Raw genomic sequence first — 23740 nt, 5'->3', positions numbered from 1 at the left:
GCTACTGGCGTGCGGGCTGGGCCGGCCCAACCGCTGCCAGGAGCGCTGAGGCGTAAGCCTGATGCCCCGCCTGATTGGGGTGGAAGTTGTAGTCGGCCCCGAAGTCGCTTGGTGACAGCTGGAGCCACGGGGCTGCTGAATTAACGGCGTGTCCGGCAAACTCATCAGTCACGCCAACGTACAGCAGGTCTGTTCCGGGCCACGCCTGGGCGGCCAGAACAGCTTTTTCGATAGTCGCATTCACTACTGACGTGGCCCCATTCATGAGCGCCTGATTCTCCCGCGGGATTGGCCTTATTTGACTGGCCGGATCAAAGAGGAGCGGGTAGCCCAGCACCACCGTCTTTGCACGCGGTGCCGTTACTTCTATGGCTAAATATGTCCCGACGAGACTCGCTTTTAGGAAAGCAAGGGCTTCGGGGGAGGTGGCCTGCGCAACAGCTGCTTTGCATGTGCTCTCATCCGAAAAAGCACAAACTGCCAGCACCCGGGCGAAACCCAGATCATTGGCTCCAGCGGTAATCGAGACCAGATCCGTCTTAGCGGAGAGGGCCCTGCCGCGCACCTGGAACCTGATTTGCTCGTGGACGGTGGGCGTGTAGATGACGGGGTCATATGTAGGGCTGAGTCTGGAGAGCACGGCTCCGTGGCAGGCCGCATTCGCCACCAGCTTGATCCCTTTGCTCTTTCCCACCAGGTCCACGTACCCCGGCTGGCTCTGCCAGCAGTCCACACCTGCAGGGCGTTCCGGTGCCCCCGCTCCGGTCCCCGCGGTGTAGGAATCGCCCAATGCCACGTAATCGGTCTGGGCCGGCGCCGCCTCGGCCGGAATGGCTGTGACACCAAGTGCCATCGCCACGGTAACGAGGGCCGCGGCGAAAACGGACCGCCGGCGCCGTACTGCTGGTTTTCCCATTTCGTTCCCCTTCGAACGTCCGCCGCGAACTCGCCGCAGTCAGCTCATGGTCACCGTATACCCCAAGGCCTAACAGGTCACTGGTAGGCCGTACCCCAATCTCGGCAGGTCCGCTACCTGTTTAGAGGTGCAACGGATGTGACTGATGTGATTAGCTGTGCGGATGAACAGAGCGGATGGGTCGATGGACTGGGACGGCGCTGTCAACGCGTGGCACGTGGCCGGCGGGGTTTACCGCATGGGGCGGCGGGAGTGGCTGACCGAGGCTGGCTGGCAGCAGGCCTACAGCGACGGCGTCCGCACCGTTATTGACCTCCGCCACACTCCTGAGGCCCGGCGCCGGGACAGCGATCCCCTCGTTGCGGACTCGGCGTTGGCCGGGATAACCATAGTTTCCGCGCCTACCGAAGAGCCCGGTCATCCGGGCTTTACAGAGATTTCCGGCCCCTACCTCAACGACCCCGCCTATTATGCGGACAACGCCAGGATCTTCCCGGAGAAGCTGGTGGGAGTCTTTCGTGAACTGGCCGCAGCATCGACGCGAGGCAACGTTGTGCTCCACTGCGCCGCCGGCAGGGACCGCAGCGGCATGGTGGCCGCCATGGTCCAGGACCTCGCAGGGGACTCCGACCAGGACATCGCCGAGGGCTACCGGCGCGCCGCCCGCGGTATTAATGAGCGCTATCGCACCCACGGCCCGCCGCACGACCGCGAACGCTATCTTGAGGAAGCCGAGCTGGCACCTGTACTCGAGCAGCGCGGAGACGCAGTCGTGGAGTTTGTGCGGAGCCTGGACACCCGGGCTTTCTTGCTGCGGCACGGCCTGAGCCCTGCTGAGCTGGACGCGGTGCTGGCACTTTGCGGAGCCGGAGTTTCCCAATGAGCGCCGGCAACCTGAGGAGCGCCGCCAATCTGCGGCGTTTCCTTGCCGCCGGGGCGGCCGCGGGGGTATTGGCGTCCTCTGCTTTTGCCGTAAGTCCGGTGTGGGCGGCGGACGCCCCTGAGTTGCCCGAGCCTCCTGCCGCCGTCACTGATGCACAACATTCCGGATTGTCCGAGGCTGCCCTTGAGGAAGCCGTCCTGCGTGATTTGGGAATGACGCCCGATGAGTTTGCTGCGGCGGGGGAGTTGGGTACGCAGGCGGCTGAAGTGGCGGCCGGGCTGCGGGACGTCCCTGGCTACTCAGGAATCCGGCTCCAGGACGGGCAGATTCTGGTGTCGGGCGCCGGAGCGGAGCTGCTGGCGGAAGTTTCTGTGTTTGCACGGACCATCCCGGCCCTTGCGGTGGAGGACGCCCCTGGTCCGGTGGCGACGGAGGAACCTGGCGATGACACTGCGCCAGGCCAGGGCAGCGAGTTGGCGGTCAGTGCCGAGCAGCTGTTTCAGGCGTATATCCGTGAGGTGGGCACAGAGGGCCTGCAGGCCGTAGTGGCCTCGGGCGGAAAGTTTGTTATCCGGACCGGCGGCGTCAATTCGCCGGAAGCAGCGTGGGATGCCGCTGAGGGTGGCTCGGCTGAGGCTGGCCCAGCGACTGGGGGTTCAGCGGCTGCAACGGCCGCCGCTGCCTCCGGCAAGAAGTCGCCTTCCGAGTTCGTGGCCCGCTTCGCCAACGTAGAGCTCGACGGCGGCGCTGCGCTGGCGCCAGAAGCCGACGTTCCCGGGGGAGTCGGTTACATTGCGGATACGGGGTGGTTCTGCTCGACAGGCTTTTCCGCCTTCGACCCTGCCGGGCTGCCGGCAGTTCTTACCGCAGGGCATTGTGCTTCGGACGGTGCTGCCGAAACGGCCGACCTGGAATCCCAGTTCAACAGGTTAGGGCTGCTGGGCAGGTTCGGTTTCAGCCAGTTCGGCGGTCCCGGCAACTCGTGGGTGCTCGATCCCAATACGGCCATCGGCCCGGACAACACTGCAGTAACCGACCCAGGCAACGTGGGAACCGATATCGCCGTCATTGAGTCCCTCCGCCCCGACCTGGACCCGCTGCCCGCCACCAGCACCTGGGGGGACTCGTCGCAACCTGAACCTAATGTCAAGATCATCGGTACAGCTGATCCCGTCCCCGGCATGCCAGTGTGCCGTTCGGGCAGAACCTCCGCCTGGTCCTGCGGCACAGTCGACGCGGTCGGGATTTTTATCGTGCCCGGCCCAACGTATGTTGAGCCCACTGAAACCAGCGATCCCGATGAACCCCTCGACCTGAGGGCATTCCGGGGATTCATGTCCTACGGCGTACAGTCCAGCGGCGGGGACTCCGGCGGACCCTACATCAGCGGCAACTACGCGGTGGGCACCCACGCGGCGGGCGACACCCGCGATAAGAGTGGCAACGTCATCGAGAATTTCGCGGTCGGTGCCACCCTCGCTGACGGCCTCAGCGTCCTGCCCGGATACCAGCTGGAGTTGTTCCTCAACAAGCCGGTGGTGACGTCCCCGCCACCGGGCGCGGTGTACGAGGCTGGCCAGGCCATCAGTGGCAGCGTCCCGGCAGCGCCGGCAACAGCGGTTGCAGCCGGGTCGAAAGTCCGCATCACCATTGAGGGGGATGAACCGTTCGAGCTCCCGGTTAGCACGGACGGCACTTGGACCTTTCCAGCCCCCGAGGGGAATGGGCCGCTCCGCTTCACGGCCGAGACGGTCAACGGGTTCAGTGTCTCCGGAGCCAGCAGCTTCGAATTCGCCCCTGCTGGATCGGCCGAAGGCACTACAGAGGCTGAGTCGGCAGAGCAGGTACGGCAGGTTTCCGCGGACGGCCCGCCCGCCGTCGTCGTGAACGCGCCCGTCAACACTCCTCCTGCTGTCCTCGCCAACACCGGAGGAAACGGCGACCGGAGGAACACCGTCAACCTGGCCTACACCGGCCCGTCCGCGCTTCTCCCCGCGGCAGGCGCTGCCGCAACCGCAATCGTCGTCGGTGCCGTGCTGATGGCGCTGGTTCACCGTCGTCGGCGTCAGACGCCCGGCTGAGGTTTCGGACAACCGCCGTCCAGACTGGTTATTTGTGCCGCCGCATCAGCAGGTTGGTGATGCGCAGGGTGCAAAGCCGCTGGCCAGCCTCGTTGGTGATGACCACCTCGTGCGTTGTGAGCGTCCCGCCCAGATGGATGGGGGTGGCGGTGATGGTCACCTGGCCCTCCCGCGCGGAGCGGTGGTGGGTGGCGGAGACGTCCACGCCCACCGCCGTTTTGCCCATGGTGCTCGCGTGGATCACGGCAGCCCAGGACCCTACCGCTTCGCCTACGGCCAGAGACGCTCCACCGTGCAGCAGCCCGAAGGACTGCCTGTTCCCCTCCACAGGCATGGTGGCCACCACACGCTCCACCGACTCCTCGAGGATCTTCACGCCCATCTTTTCGTCGAGCTCACCGAGGGTAATCTTCCACAACTCGTGGGCATCAGGCCGGTTCTCCACAGCTGCATCCTTCGGCGAGGGGGCGCTCATCTGTTCTCCTTCTGGGTGGTCATTTCGGGCCCGGCCTTCTAGTGTGCACCATGGCCTTTCATGTATGGTGAATATATTACCGAACGGACGGTCAGTAATCACTGGCCGCCTTTGTATGCCCCTTGTTGGAAGGACCCGTCAACGATGACCACCACCGCCACAGCTCCCCAGGCCACGGTCGACACCGTGGAGACAGTGCCCAGCTTCATCATGGATGCGTGGTGGACGCCCGACGCCGGTTCCACGGGTTCCGCTGTCCCCGTACGTGATGCGAGCACGGGGGAGATTTTGGCCAAGGTAAGCACGGAGGGGCTGGACCTTTCCACCGTCGTCGACTACGGCCGCACTACCGGACAGGCTGAACTCGGCCAGTTGACCTTCCACCAGCGCGCCCTCAAGCTCAAGGAACTGGCGCAGTACCTCCACGCCCGGCGCGAACACTTCTACTCCTTCTCGGCCCAGACCGGCGCCACCAAGGTCGACTCCATGATCGACATCGACGGCGGCATCGGCGTCCTGTTCACCTTTGGCTCCAAGGGCCGGCGCGAACTGCCGAACTCGCAGGTGGTGGTGGACGGGCCCATGGAAGTGCTGTCCAAGGACGGCTCCTTCGCCGGCGAGCATATCTACACCCGCATCCCGGGCGTGGCCGTGCAGATCAACGCGTTCAACTTCCCGGTGTGGGGCATGCTGGAGAAGTTCGCCCCGGCCTTCATTGCCGGCGTTCCCACTATCGTCAAGCCCGCCACGCCTACCGGCTACGTAGCTGCAGCCGTGGTCAAGGCCATTGTTGAATCCAACATCCTTCCCAAGGGCTCGCTGCAGCTGATCTCCGGCTCCGTCCGCGGGCTGCTGGATGTGCTGGACTACCGCGACCTGGTGGCCTTCACCGGCTCTGCCTCCACCGCGCTGTCCCTCAAATCCCACCCCAACGTGGTCCAGGGCGGGGTCCGGTTCACCTCCGAAACCGACTCCCTGAACGCCGCGATCCTGGGACCCGACGCCCTGGAGGGCACGCCTGAATTCGACGCCTTCGTGAAGTCCGTTGTCACCGAGATGACCGCGAAGGCGGGGCAGAAGTGCACCGCCATCCGCCGCGCCATCGTTCCGCAGGAGCTCGTAGCCGCCGTGTCTGCCGCCGTCGGAAAACGGATCTCTGAACGTGTTGTGCTGGGCGATCCTCGGGCGGACGGCGTCACCATGGGCGCGCTGGCCTCCGTTGAGCAGCTTGAGGGCGTCCGCGCGGCCGTGCAGTCAATGCTCGACGCCGGCGGTGAGCTTGCGTACGGAACCCTCGAAACGCCGTCGGTCACTTCCGCCGACGGGTCCACGGGCGTGGCGGACGGCGGCGCCTTCATGGCTCCCGTCCTGCTGAACTGGCAGGACCCCGAGGCGGAGGAAGTCCACTCGCTGGAGGCCTTCGGCCCCGTTTCTTCTGTGATCGGCTACAAGGACATTCCCGATGCCATCCGCCTCGCCGCCCGCGGCAGCGGCTCCCTGGTGGCCTCGGTGTGCACCAACGATCCGGCCGTGGCCCGCGAACTCGTGATGGGAATCGCTGCCCACCACGGCCGCGTCCTGATGCTCAACCGCGAGGACGCCCGCAGCTCCACCGGTCATGGCTCACCCGTGCCGCACCTGGTCCACGGCGGCCCCGGCCGGGCAGGCGGCAGCGAGGAACTGGGCGGTATCCGCTCGGTGATGCACCACATGCAGCGCACGGCCATCCAGGGCTCACCCAACATGCTCACCGCCGTTACCGGCGTCTGGCATGCCGGCGCGGACCGCAACTTCACCCTTGAGACGGAGGGAACCCACCCCTTCCGTAAGTCACTGGAGACGCTGCGGATTGGTGACGCCGTCAGGTCGGACCTGCGCCAGGTCACGCTGGAGGATATTTCCGCTTTCGCCGACTCCACCGGCGACACGTTCTACGCCCACACCAACCAGGAAGCCGCGGAAGCCAACCCGTTTTTCCCGGGCATCGTGGCGCACGGCTACCTCTTGCTCGCCTGGGGCGCGGGACTCTTTGTTGAGCCGGCTCCGGGCCCGGTACTGGCCAACTACGGGCTGGAGAACCTGCGCTTCGTCACGCCGGTGGCCGCTGGTGATTCAATCCGCGTCACGCTGACGGCCAAGAAAATCACCCCGCGCGAAACGGACGAGTACGGCGAGGTTGCCTGGGACGCAGTGCTCACCAACCAGAACGACGAGATCGTGGCCACCTACGACGTCCTCACCCTCGTGGCGAAGTAGCCCCACCCCCCGACGCTCTCTCACTTAATGCGCGTTTTTCCCTGACGCTCTCTCACTGTCCTTAGGAAAGTGAGAGAGCGTTTCGGGTTGGGGCGCATTAAGTGAGAGAGCGTTTCGGGATGGGGCGCATTAAGTGAGAGAGCGTTTGAAGCAGGGAAACGGGCGGCGCTTTTCAGGCCACCCGGGCGTAAAATTCTCCCTTTAGGAGGTGGCCATATGACCCTAAGAATGAACACAGCCACCACCGTCCTGCCAGTCGATGATCCGATGCGCGCCCGCAGGTTCTACACAGAAAAACTCGGGATCCCGCACCGCGGCATGACAGACGATGGAAGCGAACTACTCGGCACCAACGGCGGCCCGATGCTGCAGTTGATGCCCGTCTCGGATGGAAAACACTCCGAGCACACTGCAATCAGCTTCGAGGTGACGGACATCGAGCGGACCGTCCGGGACATGGAAGCCAGGGGAGTGCAGTTCCAGGACTACGACCTGCCGAACCTGAAGACCGAGAACCACATCTGCACCACAAACTCGGAGAAGTGCGCCTGGTTCATGGACACGGAGCACAACATCCTCTGCGTCCACGAATCGCTTGGTGTCCAGGCCGAGTACGAACTCTAGATACCCCCTGAAAGCGGTAGGGGCGCCCCGATCAACCGGGGCGCCCCTACCGTCGTTTACGCCAGAAGTGTCAGGATTCGGCACCGCTGTGCAGGCCGTCGTCGCTGCTGTCGTCCGACGGCGCCGCCCCGGTCTGGTCGGAGAGGTCCATGTTGCCGCGGGCTTCATCCATAGTGGGGCCGCCGGAGGGAACGCTGTAGGTGTCCGGGCGGATGCCGTGGGACTGTTCCTCGATCAGCGCCTGCTCCTCGCTGAAGCGGATCGCGTTGGCTTCGTCTGCGGCATCCTGGGGAATGTCCTCGCGGACTTTGGACGGGTCCGGAATGATGAAGCCGGCGTTCGGTTCTTCCTTGGGGCTCATTGTCTAACCTTCCTTTTGGGTTTACTACTCGGTTGGCCGGTCGATAAGGTCCGCTTTGATGTCCAGCGTCTGGTCATCCCGCCGGACTTTGAAGCCTACGGTATCGCCGGGGTTGCGGTTCCGGAGTTCAGCCAGGAGCTTCTCGGGCGCATTCAGCTCCACTCCTTCCATGGATTCCAGGACGTCGCCGGGGCGGATTCCGGCCCGGCCCGCCGGGCCGTCCCCGTCCACGGACAAGACGACGACGCCGGTGGTTGCGTCGATGCCCAGCTGGTCCGCGATCTGCGGTGTCAGTTCGCCCGGGGTGAGGCCGAGATAGGCGTGTTCGGCCGTACCGTCGGCGAGCAGCTCCTCCGCCACCTGGACCGCGGTGGCGGCAGGGATGGCAAAGCCGAGGGAGACGGCGCCGGAAGACGGCGGGATGTACGCCTCGCTGATGCCGATGATCTCACCGCGCATGTTGATGACGGCGCCGCCGGAGTTGCCTGGGCTGATCGGCGCGTCAGTCTGGATCAGGTCCACCAGGGAGAGGCTGTTGGAGGCGGAACCCGGAATTGAACGGTGGAGGCCGGAGATGATCCCTGCGGTGGCGGTGTTTTCAAAGCCCAGTGGGGAACCGAGTACCAGCGCACCTTCTCCCACGCGGGGAAGGCTGTTCTGGTAGGGGGGCTTAGGCAGCCCGGTGCGGTTGGCCTGGACCAGGGCCAGGTCCGTGACAGGATCCGTGGCCCGCACGGTCCCCTCTACCCGCTGCCCGTCCGCGAAACCGACCTCAACCGTGGTGTTGCCCCGAACCACATGCTCGTTGGTGAGGATGAGGCCGTCCTCCGAATACACCACACCGCTACCCAAGCCGCCCTCGGTGAAAATGGTCACTACGGACGGGGCCAGGTTCTCCACCAGCTGGGGAATGCCGCCGGCCGCATCAGGAGCGGGCGCGTTCACGGTGGGTGAAGCCGTGGCGCTGGGCGGGCTGTTGGCGCCGGCCGTGGTGGCTGCGGACGGTTCGCTGGGGGCAGGGGGAGCAGGTGAACCGGTGCACGCCGTGAGGGCCAGGGACAACGCCAGGACCATTCCTCCGGCTGCTGCACGCAGGCAGGCAGGCCCGCGGAATCCCTGGCTGATGGTGGTGCTCATGGATGACCTCCCTGCGGATGCTGCCTGCTTCTACCACCGTAACCGGGCAGCAACAGAAATACCAAGCACACTTAGTATCTTGGCCGGGCGAAGGGGTCTAAGGCTGGGAGTGGAGCCCGTCGAACGCCATGGTGATGACGTCGTCGGCAAGTCTTTCGGGCGAAAGTGACCCGCCGGGTTTGTACCATTCCACGATCGAGTTGATCATGCCGAACAGGAGCCGGGTGACGGTCCGCGGGTCGATGTCCTGCCGCAGCGAGCCCTCGTCCCGGGCGTTGGAGATCAGTGCGGCCACCTTGTGGTCGAAGGTGCGGCGCCGTTCCAGCGCGTTGCGTTCGATCTCGGTGTTGCCGCGCAGGCGCAGGAGCAGCGTAACGAACGGGAGGCGGTCCACCAGCACGGCCACCGTCTGCCGGAGCACAAACTCAAGCCGCGCGTCGGCCGCGCCGGAGGTAGCCTCCGGTTGTTCGAGGATGGCCTCAAGGCCCCCTAGTGCGTGGTCAAGGGCGAGCTTGAGGAGGTCGCCCTTGGACGGCACGTGGTGGTAGATCGCCGACTTTGAGATGCCCAGGTTGTCCGCCAGGATGCCCATGGACGTTGCGTCGTAGCCGTGCCGGTTGAAAACGTCGACGGCGATGCGCAGCACCGACTGCTGGTCGTAGCCGGGCCGGCCGCGCTTGGCGCCGGCGGCTGTACTTGCTGTTTCAGTGGTGCTGGGCATGGTGCCTAGTTTCTCATGAACGGTCGGTCGGCCTGCGCGCTGCTCCTAGCCTTTCGGCCGCAGGTCGTAGATGCGCCGCAGCTTGCCGTTGGACCGCTCAAGCGAGCCCGGCTCCACCACATCCACCGTGCACGACGAACCCACGTGGATCTTGATCTGCTCCTTCAAGTTGCGCGCCGCCGTCGTGCTCTGTTCGGGGGTGACGGCGTCGCGGCGTTCAATCCGGACGGTGAGCTGGTCCATCCGCTGGCCCTCGGGGCGGGTGAGTTCGAGCTGGAAGTGGGGGCTGAGCTCGGGGATCCGCAGGGCGATTTCCTCGATCTGGGACGGGAAGAGGTTGACGCCGCGGAGGATGATCATGTCGTCGCTGCGGCCGGTGATGCGGCCCATCCGGCGGTGGGCGGGGCGGGCTGTGCCGGGCAGGAGCCGGGTGAGGTCCTTGGTGCGGTAGCGGATGATGGGCAGCGCTTCCTTGGTGAGCGAGGTGAAGACCAGCTCGCCGTGTTCGCCGTCGCGAAGGACGTTTTCCTTGCCCACCACCGGGTTGAAGGCGTCGATGATTTCGGGACGGAAGTGGTCCTCCCAGATGTGGCTGCCGTCCTGGGTTTCCACTGCCTCACCAGCGACGCCTGGACCCATCACCTCTGAAAGCCCGTAGATGTCGCAGGCCTTGATGTTCATGGTGACTTCGAGTTCATGCCGCATCTCCTGGGTCCATGGCTCGGCGCCGAGGACGGCGAACTTCAGGGAGGTGGAGGCCGGATCGATGCCCATGTGCGCCATGGCGTCGGCGATGGTCAGCAGGTACGTGGGGGTGGCCAGGATGGCGTCTGGCTTAAAGTCCTGGATCAGCTGGATCTGGCGCTCGGTCTGCCCGCCGGACATCGGGATGACCGTGCAGCCGAGGGCTTCCGCTCCGGCATGGGCGCCCAGGCCGCCGGTGAACAGGCCGTAGCCGTAGGCGTTGTGGACCTTCATGCCGGGGCGGATACCGGACGCGCGGAAGCAGCGGGCCACGAGTTTGGCCCAGTCCGCCAGGTCCTGCTTGGTGTAGCCGACGACGGTGGGCCGGCCCGTAGTGCCCGAGCTGGCGTGCACCCGGGCTACTTCGCTCTGCGGCACGGCGAACATCCCGAACGGGTATTCGGCGCGCAGGTCTTCTTTAGTGGTGAACGGGAAATTGCCCAGGTCGCTGAGTTCACGCAGGTCGGTGGGGTGGATGCCGGCCTCGTCGAACTTGCGCTTGTACAGGGGCACGCGCTCGTAAGCGTAGGCCACCGTGTGCTGGAGCCGGGTGAGCTGCAGGGCCTCGAGCTCGTCGCGCGAGATGGTCTCCTCGCGGTCCAGGCCGTCAGGCGCGGCGGCGGACGTTGCTGCGGTCGCGGCGGGGGTTTCGGGGGCGTGGAGGGTCATGGTTGTCCTACTTCTTGGGGATGGTCCGGCTGCGTCCGCGGAACTCGGCGATGAGTTCGCCCGGGGCAGGCGCGCCGGCGTCGGCAGCAAAAATCTGGATGTCGTACAGGCCGCTGCGCCCGGCGCTGGAGCGGCGGTCGGCGACGGCGGTGATCACCTGGCCGCGGTAGGCCGGCTTGAGGAAGTTGATGTCGACGCCGGCGGCCACAGTGATGTTGTTTTCCTCGCCGGGTGCCGGGTGGACCGGGTTGCAGGCCATGGCGAAGGCGGAGTCCGCAAAGGCGAAGATCATTCCGCCATGCGCCATGCCGAAGCCGTTGAGCATCTCCTGGCGAAGGGTCATCCGGATGGTGGCGTGCCCTTCGCTGACGGCGAGGACCTCGATGCCCATCCAGATGGAGGCGTAGTCGTTTTCCAGGATGGGGTGGATCGCCCCGGAAACTGTTGTTTCAGCCATGCGTCATTGCCTCCAGCTTTATTTACCGAATGTTCATTAGGTAATCCCATGAGGGGGTGCGGTGTCAAGGGGAACGGCGTCCCGCGGGACGCCTTGTAACGGCAGTGCCGGGCTTCCGGATTGCCGCGAAGACCCGTCTCGCGGAGCGCGAAGTGCCCTCGTGTGGGGAGGGAAGTGCAAGGATGGAAGGACCGGCACCAGCACATCAGCAAAAGGGCGGACCATGGCCAAAAGCATCTACGTCAGCGCAACCACCCCCGGATCGGGCAAATCCCTCGTGGCCCTGGGCCTGGCGGACACCCTGCACCGGCATGCCGACAGGATCGGCTTCTTCAAACCCGTGGTGCATGGGCCGAATGCGGCGGACGATCCCATGGTGGCCCTCATGAAGTCCAGGTTTGCGTTGGAGGATGAGCGCTGCCGCGGCGGCCTTACCCACGAGGAAGTCCGGTTCCTGCTCGCCGAAGGCAAACGCGAGGAAATCGACTCCCGCTGCGTGGAAATCTTCGCCGAAATGTCCCGCCACTGCGACGTGGTGATCGTTGAGGGCACCGACCTCACCGGCCAGGACGCCGCCGTCGAATTCGACCTCAACGCGCGCCTGGCCAACAACCTGGCCGCCCCCGTGGTGGCCGTGGTCGGCGCCAAGGGACGGACCGTGGCGGAGGCGGCGGCCGCCGTCGAGGTCGCCCGCAAGGAGCTCGCCGCGGAGAAATGCGCGCTGCTGGCCATCATGGTGAACCGCGCTGACCCGGACGACGTCGACGCTATCGCCGCCGCCGTCAAGCCCGGCGCCTCCAAGCGGCCGGTCTACGTCCTGCCCGAGCTGGAGGAAATCGCCCGCCCCACCACCGGGGAAGTGGCTGCCGCGCTTGGCGTGCGGCAGATTGCCGGCCGGGCGGACATGGAGCGCGACGTCCGGGACATCAAGGTGGCTGCCATGAACGTGGGCAACTTCCTGAACGTGCTGGACGAGGGCGCCCTGGTGATTGTGCCCGGGGACCGCGCCGACGTGATGGTGGCATGCCTGGCGTCCTCATTCTCGCCGGAGTTTCCCGTGGCTTCAGCGCTCATCCTCACAGGCGGGCTGGCGCCGGACGCCAACATCTATCCTCTCCTGGCGCAGGCGCCGTTCCCGGTGTTCGCCGCCCAAGAGGACACCTACACCACGGCCCGCCGCGTCTCGGAAGTCCGGAGCGAGATCTGGTCCGGGCACCGCCGCAAGGTGGCCTCGGCCCTGGGACTCTGGTCCCGCAGCGTGGATGAGGCGGAGCTGGTGGAACGGCTGCACCTGCCGCGGGCCGAGCGGATGACCCCGCTCCGCTTCCTGCACGACCTCATCGAACGGGCCCGGGCCCAGCGCCGCCACGTAGTCCTCCCCGAGGGGACGGATGTGCGGATCCTGCGCGCGGCGGAAATCCTGCACCGGCGCGACGTCTGCGACCTGACCGTGCTCGGACCCGAATCGGACGTCCGCGAACTGGCCGCTGCCCGCGGTATCGACCTGTCCGGAATCAACATCGTGGATCCCGCCACCTCCGACCTGCGGCAGAAGTTCGCCGAGCAGTACTCGGAACTCCGGGCACACAAGGGTGTGGACCTGGCCAAGGCCCTTGAGATCATGCAGGATGTCAGCTACTTCGGCACCATGATGGTCCAGTTGGGTGTGGTGGACGGGATGGTGTCCGGGGCTGCCCACACCACCGCGCACACCATCCGGCCCGCGCTGGAGTTCGTGAAGACCCGCGAGGGCGTGAAAATCGTGTCGTCCGTGTTCCTGATGCTGATGCCGGACCGGGTGCTGGTCTATGGTGACTGCGCAGTGAACCCGGACCCGAACGTGGAGCAGCTGGCGGATATCGCGCTGGCATCCGCCGAGACCGCAGCCCAGTTCGGCGTCGAGCCGCGGGTGGCTATGCTCTCCTACTCCACCGGCGGTTCCGGTTCCGGCTCGGCCGTGGACGAGGTGCGGCAGGCCACCGAGCTGGTCCGCCAGCGCCGTCCCGACCTCGCCGTCGAAGGCCCCATCCAGTACGACGCCGCCGTGGATGCTTCGATCGCCGAGTCCAAAATGCCGGGCTCCTCAGTGGCCGGGCAGGCCAGCGTGTTCATCTTCCCGGACCTCAACACCGGCAACAACACGTACAAGGCGGTGCAGCAAAGCTCGGGGGCTGTCGCCGTCGGGCCCGTCCTGCAGGGGCTGCGGAAGCCGGTCAACGACCTCTCCCGCGGCTGCACCGTTGAGGACATCGTGAACACCGTGGCCATCACGGCCATCCAGGCGCAGGCGCCGGCCTCCTAGGAGTGGCCAAGTCCTCGAAAGCAAAGGACGACGTCGGCACCCGGGCTGGGTGCCGACGTCGTCCTTTTGCAGGGGTCAGCTGTTGTCCGGCTTGGCCAGGCTTTGCTCGTCCTCCTGCTTGGCGGGCTCGTCGGACAGGCCCTGCGGCGTCAGGTCCAGGTCCTCGGTATTTTCGGGGGCCTGCGGGGCTTCGCCCGTTTCGGCGGCCTTGACGTTGCCGGTGTCGTCCAGGGCCGGGTTGGCGCCCTCAACCACAGTGGGATCCTTGGTACCGGAGCCTGGGCCGGCGTCGGAGTCCGCCTGCGGATTGAGGGGCGCCGTGCTGCTGGAACCCGTGTTGGTGGGGTCGTTCTCGTCGATCGATGCGGGCTCGTTGGTCATGGAATTGTCCTCTCGGGGCGTGGTCCAGCCTGTCCGCCGACTCTAGGCACAGCCCGCCCCCATCCGCAAGGAAACTGCATGGCACCAGGGCAACCTATAGTGTGGTTTGAACTGCAGAAGCCAGGCTCAGGAGGCCCGCATGCTCGTGCTTGTCATCAATTCCGGCTCGTCCTCGCTCAAGTACCAGGTGCGCGACGTCGCCGCAGGAAGCGTCTTGACCGAGGGGCTGATCGAAAAAATCGGCATGGGCAACGGCGGCGACGGTGACGGCGAGATCGAGGGCCCGCGGGACCACGCCGAGGCCCTGGAGCAGGTGGACGCAGCCATCCATCAGGAGCTGGGCGGCCTGGAGCTGGCCGCGGTTGGGCACCGCGTGGTGCATGGCGGCGAGCGGTTCGCAGAACCGGTGCTGATCGACAACGAGATCACCCGCGCGATCGAGCGGCTCAACCCGCTGGCGCCCCTGCACAACCCGGCCAACGTCCTGGGCATCCGTGCGATCACCAAAAAGTGGCCGGACATGCCGCAGGTGGCTGTGTTTGATACAGCTTTCCACCGCACCCTTCCGGAGCACGCCTGGCGCTACGCCGTCCCGGACGAGCTCTACACGAACCACGGCATCCGCCGCTACGGCTTCCACGGCACGTCCCATGAGTACGTCACCCGCCGCGCCGCCGCGCTGCTGGACCTTCGGGTTGAGGAGTTCGACGGCGTCATCGCCCACCTGGGCAACGGCGCCTCCGTCACGGCTATCCGGGGCGGCCATTCCGTGGACACGTCCATGGGCTTCACCCCGCTGGAGGGCCTGGTGATGGGCACCCGTTCGGGCGACCTGGACCCCTCCATCCTGGTGTTCCTCGGCCGGGCCGGCTGGACCCCTGAAGACATCGACACCATGCTCAACCGCGAATCCGGGCTGAAGGGCCTGGCCGGCAACAACGACATGCGCTCCGTGGTCGAGGCATCCGAGGCCGGCGACGCCAAGGCGGCCACCGCGCTCGGCGTGACCTCGTATCGGCTGGCCAAATACATCGGGGGCTACCACGTGGCCGTGGGCGGAGCCAAGGCACTGGTGTTCACCGCCGGCATCGGCGAGAACTCACACCAGTTCCGCGCGCTCGTGGCGGAGAAGCTGGGTGCCCTGGGCATAGAGCTCGACGCCGGCCTGAACGCGGAGCGGTCCAAGGAACCCCGCCTCATTTCCACCCCGCAGTCCGCCGTCCCCGTCCTGGTGGTTCCCACTGACGAGGAACGCGCCATCGCGGAGGCGACGGCCGCCGTCGTAGGATCCGGGTCTGGCCGGTAGCCTCCTTCCCATGCCTGAGATCACCCTGCCGATCCGCACCGAGCGGCTGGTCCTGCGCCGCTTCGAGGGCCGTGACCTGGACGCCTTCCACGCGTATCATTCGCTGGCGGAGACGGCCCGGTTCCTGCCCGGACCGGCCAAGAGCTACACCCAGTCGATGGAGCGCGTGGGCCGGTACGCCAACTTCGTTTTCGAGAAGGAGGGCGACTGGGTGGCGCTCGCCATCGAGTCCGCGGACCAGGCCGGCCTGCAGGGCGAGGTGGTGCTGAAATGGCTGCCGGGCCGGGGGCAGGGCGAGGTGGGCTGGGCCCTGGCGCCGGGTGCCAGGGGCAAGGGCTACGCCACCGAGGCCGCAGCGGCGATGCTTCGGCTTGGTTTCGAGGAGCTGGGCCTGCACCGGATCGAGGCGCGCCTGGACGAACTCAACACGGCATCGGCCGAGCTCTGCTGCCGGCTGGGCATGCGGCAGGAAGCACGGCACGTGGACAAGTGGCACTACAAAGGCCAGTGGGCCACCGAGCTGATCTTCGCGGTCCTGGCCGACGAGTGGCGCGTCGACCAGGCCCTAAAACGGACCAGGCCCTAAACGCCGAAACCCCCAGCGACGCTCTCTCACTTGATGTGGCCTTTTCTCAAGCGCTCTCTCACTTGATGCGCCTTTTCCGGAAACGCTCTCGCACCCCTCAGGCGCGGCCCTTGAGGATCAGGTTCCAGTACACCTGCGGGAAGATGTCCCGGTCCACCACCCAGGACAGCTTGCTCTCGTTCCAGGTGGGCACACGGGGGATCGTAGGCATGGGCCGGTACCGGTCGTCGAACTCCGCAAACACCACGGTGTTGCGCGACACCGTGAACGGGCACACGGAGTAGCCGTTGTACTTAGCCGGCAGCGGTTTCCCCTTCCGGGCAGCCACCAGGTTCTTGGCCAGCACCTTGGTCTGCTTGCGCAGGGCACCGCCTGACTTGGAGTTGGTGGTCCCGGCCGCGTCGCCGAGGGACCATACGTTGTGGAACCGGATATGCCGGAGGGTTTGCCGGTCCACCTCCACAAAGCCGCCCGCCTCAGCCGGGGCGGGCAGGTCCGTTGCCTTGAGCCAGTCCGGCGCCGACTGGGGCGGGACGGCGTTGAGGACGTCGTAGTGCAGGTTTTCCTCGACGCCCGACTCGATGTTCCGCACCGTCGCCTTCTGGCCCGCAGCATCGACGGACACCAGTTCGCTGTTGGTCCGAAGTTCGATGCCGTACTCGGCGATCTTGCGGTCCAGTTCCCGGTCCACCTCCGCCACCCCGAACACAGTGGGGTAGGGCTGGACCATCACAACCCGGATCTGGTCCAGGACGCCCTGTTCCCGCCAGTAGTCGCAGGCAAGGTACATCGGCTTTTGCGCAGCGCCGCCGCACTTGATGGGGCCGGCGGGCATGGTGAACACGGCGGTGCCGGATTTCAAGCCGCTGAGCAGCGTCCAGGCTTTGGGCGCCAACTCGAATTCGTAGTGGGAAGCCCCATTGGGGGAATGCACAGCCTCGGCCAAGCCGGGCACCGCGTCCCAGTCGTACTGCAGGCCCGGGCATACCACCAGCTGGCCGTATGCCACGGTGGCTCCGGACTCAAGGGTGACCGTGTTCGAGTCCGTGTCCACGCCCGTGGCGGAATCACGGATCCAGGTGACACCCTTCGGGATCAGGGGCTCCTGCGGCCGGACGGCTTCCTTGGCTGCTGCCCTGCCGCCGGCGATGTGGGAGAACAACGGCTGGAAGTAATGGTGCTCGCGGGGCTCAATGACGGCCACATCCTTGACGCCGTAGCGCTCCAGCCGGGCAGCCAGGGAGATGCCGGCATTGCCGCCGCCAATGATCACAACCTCGTGCTGTGCGGGCACCGTGCTACTTCTTTTCCGTCAGGGCGGAGGCCTTGTGGGCAGCCCGCGCGCCGGTCTTCGCCGATTCCACCACGTACTGGGGCTCGTCTTCGCTGGCACGGTGCTTGTTGCCGTCCAGTTCGAAGTCGCTGGTTTTCTTTTCCACAATTTTGCCGTGCGTCTTGCCCTGCGGCGTGTTCCATTCCACGGACGTTCCCTTGCTCAACGACATCTGCTCTCCTAGCTGGGATTTGCGGTGGGTAGGGGCTCCACAACGGGGGCCGTGCCCCCAGTATCCGCTGTTGGGACCGGCGACTCAACGGGCGCGTACGACGGCGGTGCGTAGCCGGGGGCGGGCTTCGTCGCCGGTGCGGTTGCGGCCCCGGTTCCTGCCGGAGCAGGTGCCTGGGCCCCCGTTCCGGGTGAACTTGGGGCGGGTGTAGCCGGCACAGCTGGAGTTGTGGGGACCGATGTTGCGCCCGGTCCGTCGGTTGGACGAGGCGTGACGGCTTGCGTGGAGCCCTGGGTGGCACGTGGGTCGGCCTGGACGATGGCCGTGATCTGGTCTTTGAACGCGGCGAGCCGGCCCTGGATTTCCGAGAGCGGCACGTTCTGGATGTTCCGGCCGTACTCGGCAATTTCTGCCCACAAGGCCGTCAGTTGCGCCATGCTGGATTCGCTGAGCGGACCATCCAGGGTGAGGACCAGTTGGCTGGCCAGCGCAAAGGTGAGGCACTCGAGGCAGTTGTAGTTGGCTGCGGCCGAGAGGTTCTCCGGGACGATCACGTCCGCCTGGCCCACGATGAGGACCACCTGGAAGCCCACCGCCACCGCTGCGCAGCCGGTGCAGCTGGCAAGGGCGTACGCCTCGTTCCTGGTGTCAACGGGATCCCCGTCCTCGGCCCACACCAGCGCGAAGGCCACACTGTAGGTGACGGAACCGTCGGTGGTGTTCACGGCCAGGGCCTGGTTGCCGTCCTGCGCAGGCGCCGCTGGCCGGTCGAACGGGAAGACCCACGACGGCGGTGCAGCCGCAGCTGGAGAAGCGGATGGGGATGATGCCGGGCCGGAGCCGGGCGAAGCCTCCGCCGGCACCAGCACCATGCTCAGTTGCGGGTTCTCCCGGGTAGGCATAGCGGCACCTTCGGGCCACAGCGCCACGGTCCTTCCGCTGCTGCCTTCCCGCAAAACGGTGTCCGCAGCAGCGAAGATCGACGTTGTTGCATCCGCCAGCGTGCCGCGTTCGTACGGCTGCACCGGACGGTACGTCCCGCCCTCGGGCCACCATGCCCAGCCGAGCCCTGCGAGCAGCGCCGCCACAACACCCATGGCGGCCGTGCGCTGCAGGGCGTTGCCGCGGGTCTTCTGCCAGAGCCCGCTGACCAGCTGCCTCAGCAGCCGCAGCAGGATGTAAAGCATGCCCAGCAGGGGAAGGGCCACGGCCGCGATGGCCAGGACCCGCACCGCGGCGCCCGCCGGATCACCGGCGGAAAGGCTTTCGGCGAACAGTTCCTGCTGCCTCGCGGCACTGCTCCATGCGGTGGCCAGCAGCCGCGGCAGGGCGAGCACCATCATGGCCAAACTGAACAGCAGCAGCGGCACGGTCACCAGCACCCACACACTCACCACGGCCCGGGCCCAGGGCTTGAGCACCTTGTTTTCCGGTTTTCCCCAATGCCAGGGCAGCAGGCCCAGGAGGGTGGGCTTAATGCGCTGGAACAGGTCGGGTACTCCGGTGGCGTCAGCCAGGATGTGGTAACCGTCGAACCTCACCAGGGGGAGCAACTGCCGGACCATCTGCAGGATCTGGGTGACCACCACCAGCAGCAGGGCATCAAAGCCGGTGGCCCACCACAGCCCCATGATCGCCACTGCAACAATCGCGTTGAAGTAGAGGCCGCCAAGATCTGTGCGCAGCCGGCCGCCGCGGCCCAGCCGGTACGAATCGGTGACGTCGGTGAAGAACGCCGGCCAGACGAGGTAGAGACCCATGCCCATGGCGCCGGGTGTTGCGCCGCCTTTGCGCGCGGCTGCGGCATGTCCAAACTCGTGGAAACCGGCTGAAAGGATGGTGATGGCAAAAATCAGCAGCAGCAGTGCCGGGTTGGCGAACGCCTCGTGGGTGGCCGAGCCGAGACCCTTCACCATCAGCACCCACCAACAGGCAGCCAGGAAGCCGGCCGTCACGGCCACGACGATCAGCGGACTGAAAAGCACCGCGAAGGGTGCCGTGATTTTCCGCGTGCGTTCCGTGTCGGTCACTGTGTAGCGGAAGCGCATGCCCAGCAGCGGGTCTGCCTTCCGGACTTCCGGCTCCGATCCATCGGCCAGGCGGAGCAGTCCCATTGGCAGCAGCTGGGAGTCCATCAGCGTGCGCACGTTGTCCGCGCTGATGAGCCGTCCGGAACCCGCCGTGGCGTGCTGCGCGATCTCCTCCACGCTCCGGTTTCCGTCCGCAGCTTCCAGCACCAGGTACAGCAGCCGGGTCAGCTGCAGGGTCTGGCCGTCCGCGCGGCGGACCAGGGAAGGCGGCTCCCGGTAACCCGACCCCTCGGACTGCCCCAAGAGCTGGACGCCGAAGGCACGGGAGGGAACCTGCACCGGGTGCTCGGCAAGGGAGGCAGGGGACGACGGCGGGCCGGCCTCAGGGCGCGGCCCGCCGGTGGCGTGGGTCATCTGTGCTTACTGTTCGAGGTTGGACTGCTGGTCCGCGGAGGCGTTGGCTTCGCCCTCGATGTGCTGCGAGATGATGGCGTCCTGCTCGGCCACCGCGTAAGCCTGGCTGTCGATGGATCCGATGTTCGCGGCGACGGCGGCGTCGATCGGGGCGGCGACGTTTGCGTTCGCGGCCACTGCGCCGTTGATAGGTGCGGCGATGTCGGCGTCGGCCGCGAGGTCCACGTTGACGTTTAGCAGGTCCCCGTCCAGTGCGGCGGCGGGGTCCACCGGCAGTGCGCCGACGTCGGGCAGGGTGCCGCCCAGGCCGTCCTCGGGGACAAGGCCGTCGGTGGCCGTTCCGTCGGGGAGGAGGCTCCCGGCGTCGGCCGTTCCCGCAACGGTGCCCGGTTCAGTGGTTCCGGTGCCCGCCGTGGTGCCGCCGCCGTCAACGGTGTCGTTGCCCTGGTTGATGGTGCTGTCTTGAGTGGATTCGGCGTTCGCGTCGGCCACGATGCCCTGTTCGATCATGACGCCCTGGTCCGCCAGTGCCTGCGCGTCCGAACCGTAGGAGAGGATGTTTGCGGAGGCTGCGGCGTCGATCGGTGCGGCCACGTTGGCGTTGGCCGCCACGGCAAGGTCAATGGGTGCTGCAGCATCGATGCCCAGGTCCAGATCCGCGTTCAGGTCAAGGACAGAGGCAACTTCCTTGTCCGGCAGGGCTGTTGCTTGCTCTGACATCAGTTCATCGTCGGTCAGGGGACGCATTTCCTGTTCCATGCTCACGCAAACCTCCAGATTCGGCGCCGGGGTGGCCTGCCCCCAGCGGGCAGTCAGCGCCAAACAATAGTAAGCATGATGAGCATTTTTTAGTACAGGCGGGTCCCACGGCGGGACGTGTTACCGCTGGTCACGCCGGTTCGAGGGGGCATTCGCCGCTTCCCTTCCCGCACCGTTCAGCCCTAGTGGCAGGGCATTGACTCCGGCTGGCGGAGGGTCCAATCTGTCGCTGTGCCTGCCTTCCTGCCGGCAGAGCCGTGCCGGCACCAGGTGCCCTTCAAAGGAGAACTCAGTGCCTGTTGTAGAAGAAAGTGTTGTTATTGCCCGGCCGCCGCAGGAAGTCTTTGACTTCCTCTCCAAGTTCGAAAACATCGCCGTCTACGATTCCTCGGTCACCGCGTCCGAGCAGATCGGCGGCGGCCCCCTCGGGGTGGGCGCCCGTGGGCGGGGAACCAGCAAAATCATGGGAAAGCAGTTCGACTGGACAACCGAGATCATCGAATTCGACCCGCCCCGGCGGATGGTGTCCCGCTCCGTTGAAGGCAAGCTGGACTTCACCGTAACGCTCACACTGGAACCGTCCGACGGCGGCACCCGCCTGACCCAGCGGATCGATGCCGGGTCCGGCCTGGGCGGCGTCTTTGGCAAACTGGCCGACTCCCTGGTGGAACGTGCCCAGGGGCGGACCGTCCGCGCCAACCTCGAAACCCTTGCAGAGTGGCTGGCCGAACACCCGCAGTCCTGACGTTCCGGCACTTTGGCGGGGCAACGGCGGACAACGACGGCGGGACGGGCCCGCCGTCGTATCCTCGAGTCCTACTTCAGGCCGGCTCCCGGCAGCAGTTCCGTGGCGCCGAGCGAGTCGGCGATGAAGGCGTAGTCCCAGGCCCGTTCGCGCCACTGGACGTAGCGGCCGGAAGCGCCGCCATGGCCGCCGTCCATCTCGATCTTCATCACCACCGGCTCGGATCCCGTGGTCCTGTTCCGCAGCTGCTGCACCCACTTTGCCGGCTCCACGTACAGCACCCGGGTGTCGTTAAAGGACGTCACCGCGGCGATCTTCGGGTACCGGGCAGGGCTCACGTTCTCATAGGGGGAGTACGACTTCATGTAGGCATAGACCTCGGGGTCTGTGATCGGGTTGCCCCATTCCTCCCACTCGAGGGCTGACAGCGGCAGCTCGGGGTCCAGGATGGTGGTGAGCGCATCCACGAACGGCACCTGGGCCACGATCGCGGCGTACTTTTCAGGAGCCATGTTGGCCACGGCACCCATCAACAGTCCGCCGGCCGAGCCGCCGAGGGCCGCAATCCGGGTCGGGTCTACCCAGCCGGAATGCGCCAGCCAGTCGGTTGCGTCCACGAAATCGGTGAAGGTGTTCTTCTTCGCGAGTTTCTTGCCGCTCTCGTACCAGTGCCGGCCGAGCTCGCCGCCGCCGCGGATATGTGCGATCACGAACACCACGCCACGGTCCAGCAGGGACAGGCGCGCGATGCCGAAGCCGGGGTCCATGCTCAGCTCGTAGGAGCCGTAACCGTACACCAGGCCGGCCGCCGTCGAATCCTGCTTCACGGCCTTGTGGCGCAGCACCGAAAGCGGGATCCGCGTGCCGTCCCTGGCCTCGGCCCATTCGCGCGTGGCCACGTAGTCGTTGCCGTCGTAGCCGCCCAGGACCGGGCTTTCCTTCCGAAGGAGCAGCTCGCCGGCGGGCTGCCCGGGGGTGGGCAGGACGAAGTCGTAAACCCGCGACGGCGTGAAGTAGGACGTGTAGCCGAGCCGGATCACCGGCGCCTCGTAGTCCGAACCGCCAACTCCCGCGGTGTACAGCTCCTCGTCGAACGCGGGCTCCACGGGTGCCTCCTGGGCCTCCGTCCCCAGGCCTGCCAGCCCCATGACCTGGACCCGCTCGATGGTGTCCTTGCGGATGGAGACGATGAGGTGTGTGGAGGTGACGCCCGCACCATTGACGCGGACGTCGTCGGAATGTTCGACGACGGTGTCCCAGCGCTGCTCGGCGAGCGGCTTGCGAAGCTCGGCCGGGTCCGCCAGCGAGACCATGGAGTTGATGGCGCCGCGGTTGTGCGTGAGGAGGATGCGTTCCGTCTTCATGCCGTCCGGGCCGGGCAGCAGGACCGGTTCGGCCTCGTAGAGCACGCGCTCATCCCGTGGGATCACGGTGGTGAGCTCCTGGGCCGGGTCATCGAACCGGAGCAGGCGCGTCTCGCTGTACTCGGAGCAGCCGATGCCCAGCACGAGGTAGCGGCGGTCGGCGGAAAGCTCGAAGCCCAGCCACATGGCGACGTCGTCTTCCTGGTAGATCACCACGTCCTCGGTGACGGGTGTTCCAAGGGTGTGGGCCTTGACCTGGTAGGGGCGCCAGGAGTCGTCCACCACTGTGTAGAAGATGCGGGTGCCGTCGGGGGAGAAGGCGACGCCGTAGAAGATGTTCTCGATGACGTCAGGCAGCAGGTCGCCGGTCCGGAGGTCCTTAATGCGCAGGGTGAAGCGTTCATCGCCTGCGTTGTCCACGGCGTACGCATAGAGGTTGCCGTCCACCGTCACGGCCGTGCCGCCCACCGAGAAAAACGGCTTCCCCTCGGCTTCGATGTTGCCGTCGAGCAGGACCTCCTCGCCCGGAATTTCGACGCCGGGCTCCACTGCGGGGGGAGTCCAGTCCGCAACGGGGTTTCCGGTGTTCTGGGCGCGCACCCGGCACTGGATGCCGTACTCCTTGCCTTCCACGGAGCGGCTGAAGTACCACCAGCCGTCCTTGCGGTGGGGGACGGACAGATCTGTCTCCTGCGTGCGGCCTTTGATCTCCTGGAAAATCGCCTCGCGCAGCGGCTCCTGATGCGCAGTGACCGCTTCCTGGTAGGCATTCTCAGCCTTCAGGTGCTCCACAACCTCGTCGGATTCCTTGTTCCGCAGCCACTCGTAGTGGTCTACGAAGGTGTCTCCGTGGTGGATGCGCTCGGAGGGGATCTTCTTGGCCACCGGGGGAGTGGGCGTGGTGGCGGCGGTGCTGGCGGAATCCTGCAGCGGAGTCTGGGTCATGAGTTCAATATATAGACCCGGACCGACAATGAACCGGCCGTTCGCTACCGGACGATAACCCCCCGCCGCTGCCACCTCC

General features: G+C 66.2%; 21 protein-coding genes. 8 read left to right on the top strand and 13 right to left on the bottom strand.

The window, feature by feature from the left end; all coding sequences use genetic code 11:
* Position 1 precedes the first annotated feature (1 nt).
* Positions 2–916 carry an SGNH/GDSL hydrolase family protein gene (locus AC5RUQ_RS09695; RefSeq protein WP_493947101.1) on the bottom strand — a complete coding sequence of 305 codons (915 nt, stop codon included), beginning with the start codon at positions 914–916 and terminating at the stop codon, positions 2–4.
* A gap of 163 nt (positions 917–1079) precedes the next feature.
* Here AC5RUQ_RS09695 and AC5RUQ_RS09690 point away from each other — a divergent pair, with 163 nt between their 5' ends.
* Positions 1080–1799, top strand: coding sequence for a tyrosine-protein phosphatase (locus tag AC5RUQ_RS09690; RefSeq protein WP_493947100.1), 720 nt, complete (start codon positions 1080–1082; stop codon positions 1797–1799).
* On the top strand, positions 1796–3880 hold the full coding sequence (locus tag AC5RUQ_RS09685) for a S1 family peptidase (RefSeq protein ID WP_493947099.1): 2085 nt from the start codon (positions 1796–1798) through the stop codon (positions 3878–3880). The genes AC5RUQ_RS09690 and AC5RUQ_RS09685 overlap by 4 nt, the downstream gene beginning before the upstream one ends.
* Positions 3881–3908: 28 nt before the next feature.
* Here AC5RUQ_RS09685 and AC5RUQ_RS09680 read toward each other — a convergent pair whose 3' ends face one another.
* A complete protein-coding gene (locus tag AC5RUQ_RS09680) occupies positions 3909–4355 on the bottom strand; it encodes a PaaI family thioesterase (RefSeq protein ID WP_493947097.1) in 447 nt (148 codons plus the stop codon).
* Between the two features lie 144 nt (positions 4356–4499).
* Here AC5RUQ_RS09680 and paaZ point away from each other — a divergent pair, with 144 nt between their 5' ends.
* Positions 4500–6611, top strand: coding sequence for a phenylacetic acid degradation bifunctional protein PaaZ (gene paaZ / locus AC5RUQ_RS09675; protein ID WP_493947096.1), 2112 nt, complete (start codon positions 4500–4502; stop codon positions 6609–6611).
* 216 nt (positions 6612–6827) lie between these two features.
* Positions 6828–7235: a VOC family protein gene (locus tag AC5RUQ_RS09670; protein ID WP_493947094.1), complete on the top strand. Its 408-nt coding sequence runs from the start codon at positions 6828–6830 to the stop codon at positions 7233–7235.
* Between the two features lie 70 nt (positions 7236–7305).
* Here the strand turns inward: AC5RUQ_RS09670 and AC5RUQ_RS09665 are convergent, their stop codons facing one another.
* The 5 genes from AC5RUQ_RS09665 to AC5RUQ_RS09645 all read right to left on the bottom strand — a co-directional run bounded on the left by AC5RUQ_RS09665 (position 7306) and on the right by AC5RUQ_RS09645 (position 11324).
* On the bottom strand, positions 7306–7596 hold the full coding sequence (locus AC5RUQ_RS09665) for a hypothetical protein (RefSeq protein WP_493947092.1): 291 nt from the start codon (positions 7594–7596) through the stop codon (positions 7306–7308).
* A 24-nt stretch (positions 7597–7620) separates the two neighbouring features.
* On the bottom strand, positions 7621–8733 hold the full coding sequence (locus AC5RUQ_RS09660) for a S1C family serine protease (protein WP_493947091.1): 1113 nt from the start codon (positions 8731–8733) through the stop codon (positions 7621–7623).
* A 97-nt stretch (positions 8734–8830) separates the two neighbouring features.
* Entirely contained in the window at positions 8831–9454 is a 624-nt protein-coding gene (locus tag AC5RUQ_RS09655) for a TetR/AcrR family transcriptional regulator (RefSeq protein WP_493947090.1), read from the bottom strand.
* Positions 9455–9499: 45 nt separating this feature from the next.
* Positions 9500–10867: a phenylacetate--CoA ligase PaaK gene (gene paaK / locus AC5RUQ_RS09650; protein WP_493947089.1), complete on the bottom strand. Its 1368-nt coding sequence runs from the start codon at positions 10865–10867 to the stop codon at positions 9500–9502.
* 7 nt (positions 10868–10874) lie between these two features.
* Positions 10875–11324 (bottom strand): hotdog fold thioesterase, encoded by a 450-nt coding sequence (locus tag AC5RUQ_RS09645; RefSeq protein ID WP_458781141.1) that lies wholly within the window; start codon positions 11322–11324, stop codon positions 10875–10877.
* Between the two features lie 223 nt (positions 11325–11547).
* On the opposite strand from AC5RUQ_RS09645, the gene pta reads away from it, so the two are divergent.
* Complete coding sequence (pta, locus tag AC5RUQ_RS09640; protein WP_493947088.1) at positions 11548–13626, top strand: phosphate acetyltransferase; 2079 nt, start codon at positions 11548–11550, stop codon at positions 13624–13626.
* A 75-nt stretch (positions 13627–13701) separates the two neighbouring features.
* Here pta and AC5RUQ_RS09635 read toward each other — a convergent pair whose 3' ends face one another.
* On the bottom strand, positions 13702–14007 hold the full coding sequence (locus tag AC5RUQ_RS09635; protein ID WP_493947087.1) for a hypothetical protein: 306 nt from the start codon (positions 14005–14007) through the stop codon (positions 13702–13704).
* 139 nt (positions 14008–14146) lie between these two features.
* On the opposite strand from AC5RUQ_RS09635, the gene AC5RUQ_RS09630 reads away from it, so the two are divergent.
* Both AC5RUQ_RS09630 and AC5RUQ_RS09625 read left to right on the top strand, forming a co-directional pair.
* Positions 14147–15313: an acetate kinase gene (locus AC5RUQ_RS09630; protein ID WP_493947086.1), complete on the top strand. Its 1167-nt coding sequence runs from the start codon at positions 14147–14149 to the stop codon at positions 15311–15313.
* A 10-nt stretch (positions 15314–15323) separates the two neighbouring features.
* The gene (locus tag AC5RUQ_RS09625) at positions 15324–15899 is read left to right on the top strand and encodes a GNAT family N-acetyltransferase (RefSeq protein ID WP_493947085.1); all 576 of its coding nucleotides are present in this window, start codon (positions 15324–15326) and stop codon (positions 15897–15899) included.
* Between the two features lie 97 nt (positions 15900–15996).
* Here the strand turns inward: AC5RUQ_RS09625 and AC5RUQ_RS09620 are convergent, their stop codons facing one another.
* Genes AC5RUQ_RS09620 through AC5RUQ_RS09605 form a run of 4 tightly spaced genes read right to left on the bottom strand, consistent with a single transcriptional unit; the run spans position 15997 to position 20607 of the window.
* Positions 15997–17193 carry an NAD(P)/FAD-dependent oxidoreductase gene (locus AC5RUQ_RS09620; protein WP_493947083.1) on the bottom strand — a complete coding sequence of 399 codons (1197 nt, stop codon included), beginning with the start codon at positions 17191–17193 and terminating at the stop codon, positions 15997–15999.
* Positions 17194–17197: 4 nt separating this feature from the next.
* A complete protein-coding gene (locus AC5RUQ_RS09615) occupies positions 17198–17404 on the bottom strand; it encodes a hypervirulence associated TUDOR domain-containing protein (protein ID WP_163168045.1) in 207 nt (68 codons plus the stop codon).
* Between the two features lie 8 nt (positions 17405–17412).
* Positions 17413–19848 (bottom strand): zinc metalloprotease, encoded by a 2436-nt coding sequence (locus AC5RUQ_RS09610; RefSeq protein ID WP_493947082.1) that lies wholly within the window; start codon positions 19846–19848, stop codon positions 17413–17415.
* Positions 19849–19854: 6 nt separating this feature from the next.
* On the bottom strand, positions 19855–20607 hold the full coding sequence (locus AC5RUQ_RS09605) for a peptidoglycan-binding protein (RefSeq protein ID WP_493947198.1): 753 nt from the start codon (positions 20605–20607) through the stop codon (positions 19855–19857).
* Positions 20608–20899: 292 nt separating this feature from the next.
* Here AC5RUQ_RS09605 and AC5RUQ_RS09600 point away from each other — a divergent pair, with 292 nt between their 5' ends.
* Positions 20900–21352: an SRPBCC family protein gene (locus AC5RUQ_RS09600; protein WP_493947080.1), complete on the top strand. Its 453-nt coding sequence runs from the start codon at positions 20900–20902 to the stop codon at positions 21350–21352.
* 71 nt (positions 21353–21423) lie between these two features.
* Here the strand turns inward: AC5RUQ_RS09600 and AC5RUQ_RS09595 are convergent, their stop codons facing one another.
* Entirely contained in the window at positions 21424–23661 is a 2238-nt protein-coding gene (locus AC5RUQ_RS09595; RefSeq protein ID WP_493947079.1) for a S9 family peptidase, read from the bottom strand.
* Positions 23662–23740 lie beyond the last annotated feature (79 nt).

This window comes from Arthrobacter sp. MDT2-3 (genome assembly GCF_059090465.1).
The sequence above is the reverse complement of the archived record's forward strand: the minus strand, read 5'-3'. Positions and strand labels throughout refer to the sequence as shown.

Coding starts and splice junctions, on each gene's coding strand:
- AC5RUQ_RS09680 (WP_493947097.1), bottom strand. CDS start 4,355: ATGAGCGCCCCCTCGCCGAAGGATGCAGCTGTGGAGAACCGGCCTGAT.
- AC5RUQ_RS09665 (WP_493947092.1), bottom strand. CDS start 7,596: ATGAGCCCCAAGGAAGAACCGAACGCCGGCTTCATCATTCCGGACCCG.
- AC5RUQ_RS09670 (WP_493947094.1), top strand. CDS start 6,828: ATGACCCTAAGAATGAACACAGCCACCACCGTCCTGCCAGTCGATGAT.
- AC5RUQ_RS09645 (WP_458781141.1), bottom strand. CDS start 11,324: ATGGCTGAAACAACAGTTTCCGGGGCGATCCACCCCATCCTGGAAAAC.
- AC5RUQ_RS09685 (WP_493947099.1), top strand. CDS start 1,796: ATGAGCGCCGGCAACCTGAGGAGCGCCGCCAATCTGCGGCGTTTCCTT.
- pta (WP_493947088.1), top strand. CDS start 11,548: ATGGCCAAAAGCATCTACGTCAGCGCAACCACCCCCGGATCGGGCAAA.
- paaZ (WP_493947096.1), top strand. CDS start 4,500: ATGACCACCACCGCCACAGCTCCCCAGGCCACGGTCGACACCGTGGAG.
- AC5RUQ_RS09690 (WP_493947100.1), top strand. CDS start 1,080: ATGAACAGAGCGGATGGGTCGATGGACTGGGACGGCGCTGTCAACGCG.
- AC5RUQ_RS09655 (WP_493947090.1), bottom strand. CDS start 9,454: ATGCCCAGCACCACTGAAACAGCAAGTACAGCCGCCGGCGCCAAGCGC.
- AC5RUQ_RS09610 (WP_493947082.1), bottom strand. CDS start 19,848: ATGACCCACGCCACCGGCGGGCCGCGCCCTGAGGCCGGCCCGCCGTCG.
- paaK (WP_493947089.1), bottom strand. CDS start 10,867: ATGACCCTCCACGCCCCCGAAACCCCCGCCGCGACCGCAGCAACGTCC.
- AC5RUQ_RS09660 (WP_493947091.1), bottom strand. CDS start 8,733: ATGAGCACCACCATCAGCCAGGGATTCCGCGGGCCTGCCTGCCTGCGT.
- AC5RUQ_RS09695 (WP_493947101.1), bottom strand. CDS start 916: ATGGGAAAACCAGCAGTACGGCGCCGGCGGTCCGTTTTCGCCGCGGCC.
- AC5RUQ_RS09615 (WP_163168045.1), bottom strand. CDS start 17,404: ATGTCGTTGAGCAAGGGAACGTCCGTGGAATGGAACACGCCGCAGGGC.
- AC5RUQ_RS09595 (WP_493947079.1), bottom strand. CDS start 23,661: ATGACCCAGACTCCGCTGCAGGATTCCGCCAGCACCGCCGCCACCACG.
- AC5RUQ_RS09635 (WP_493947087.1), bottom strand. CDS start 14,007: ATGACCAACGAGCCCGCATCGATCGACGAGAACGACCCCACCAACACG.
- AC5RUQ_RS09630 (WP_493947086.1), top strand. CDS start 14,147: ATGCTCGTGCTTGTCATCAATTCCGGCTCGTCCTCGCTCAAGTACCAG.
- AC5RUQ_RS09605 (WP_493947198.1), bottom strand. CDS start 20,607: ATGGAACAGGAAATGCGTCCCCTGACCGACGATGAACTGATGTCAGAG.
- AC5RUQ_RS09625 (WP_493947085.1), top strand. CDS start 15,324: ATGCCTGAGATCACCCTGCCGATCCGCACCGAGCGGCTGGTCCTGCGC.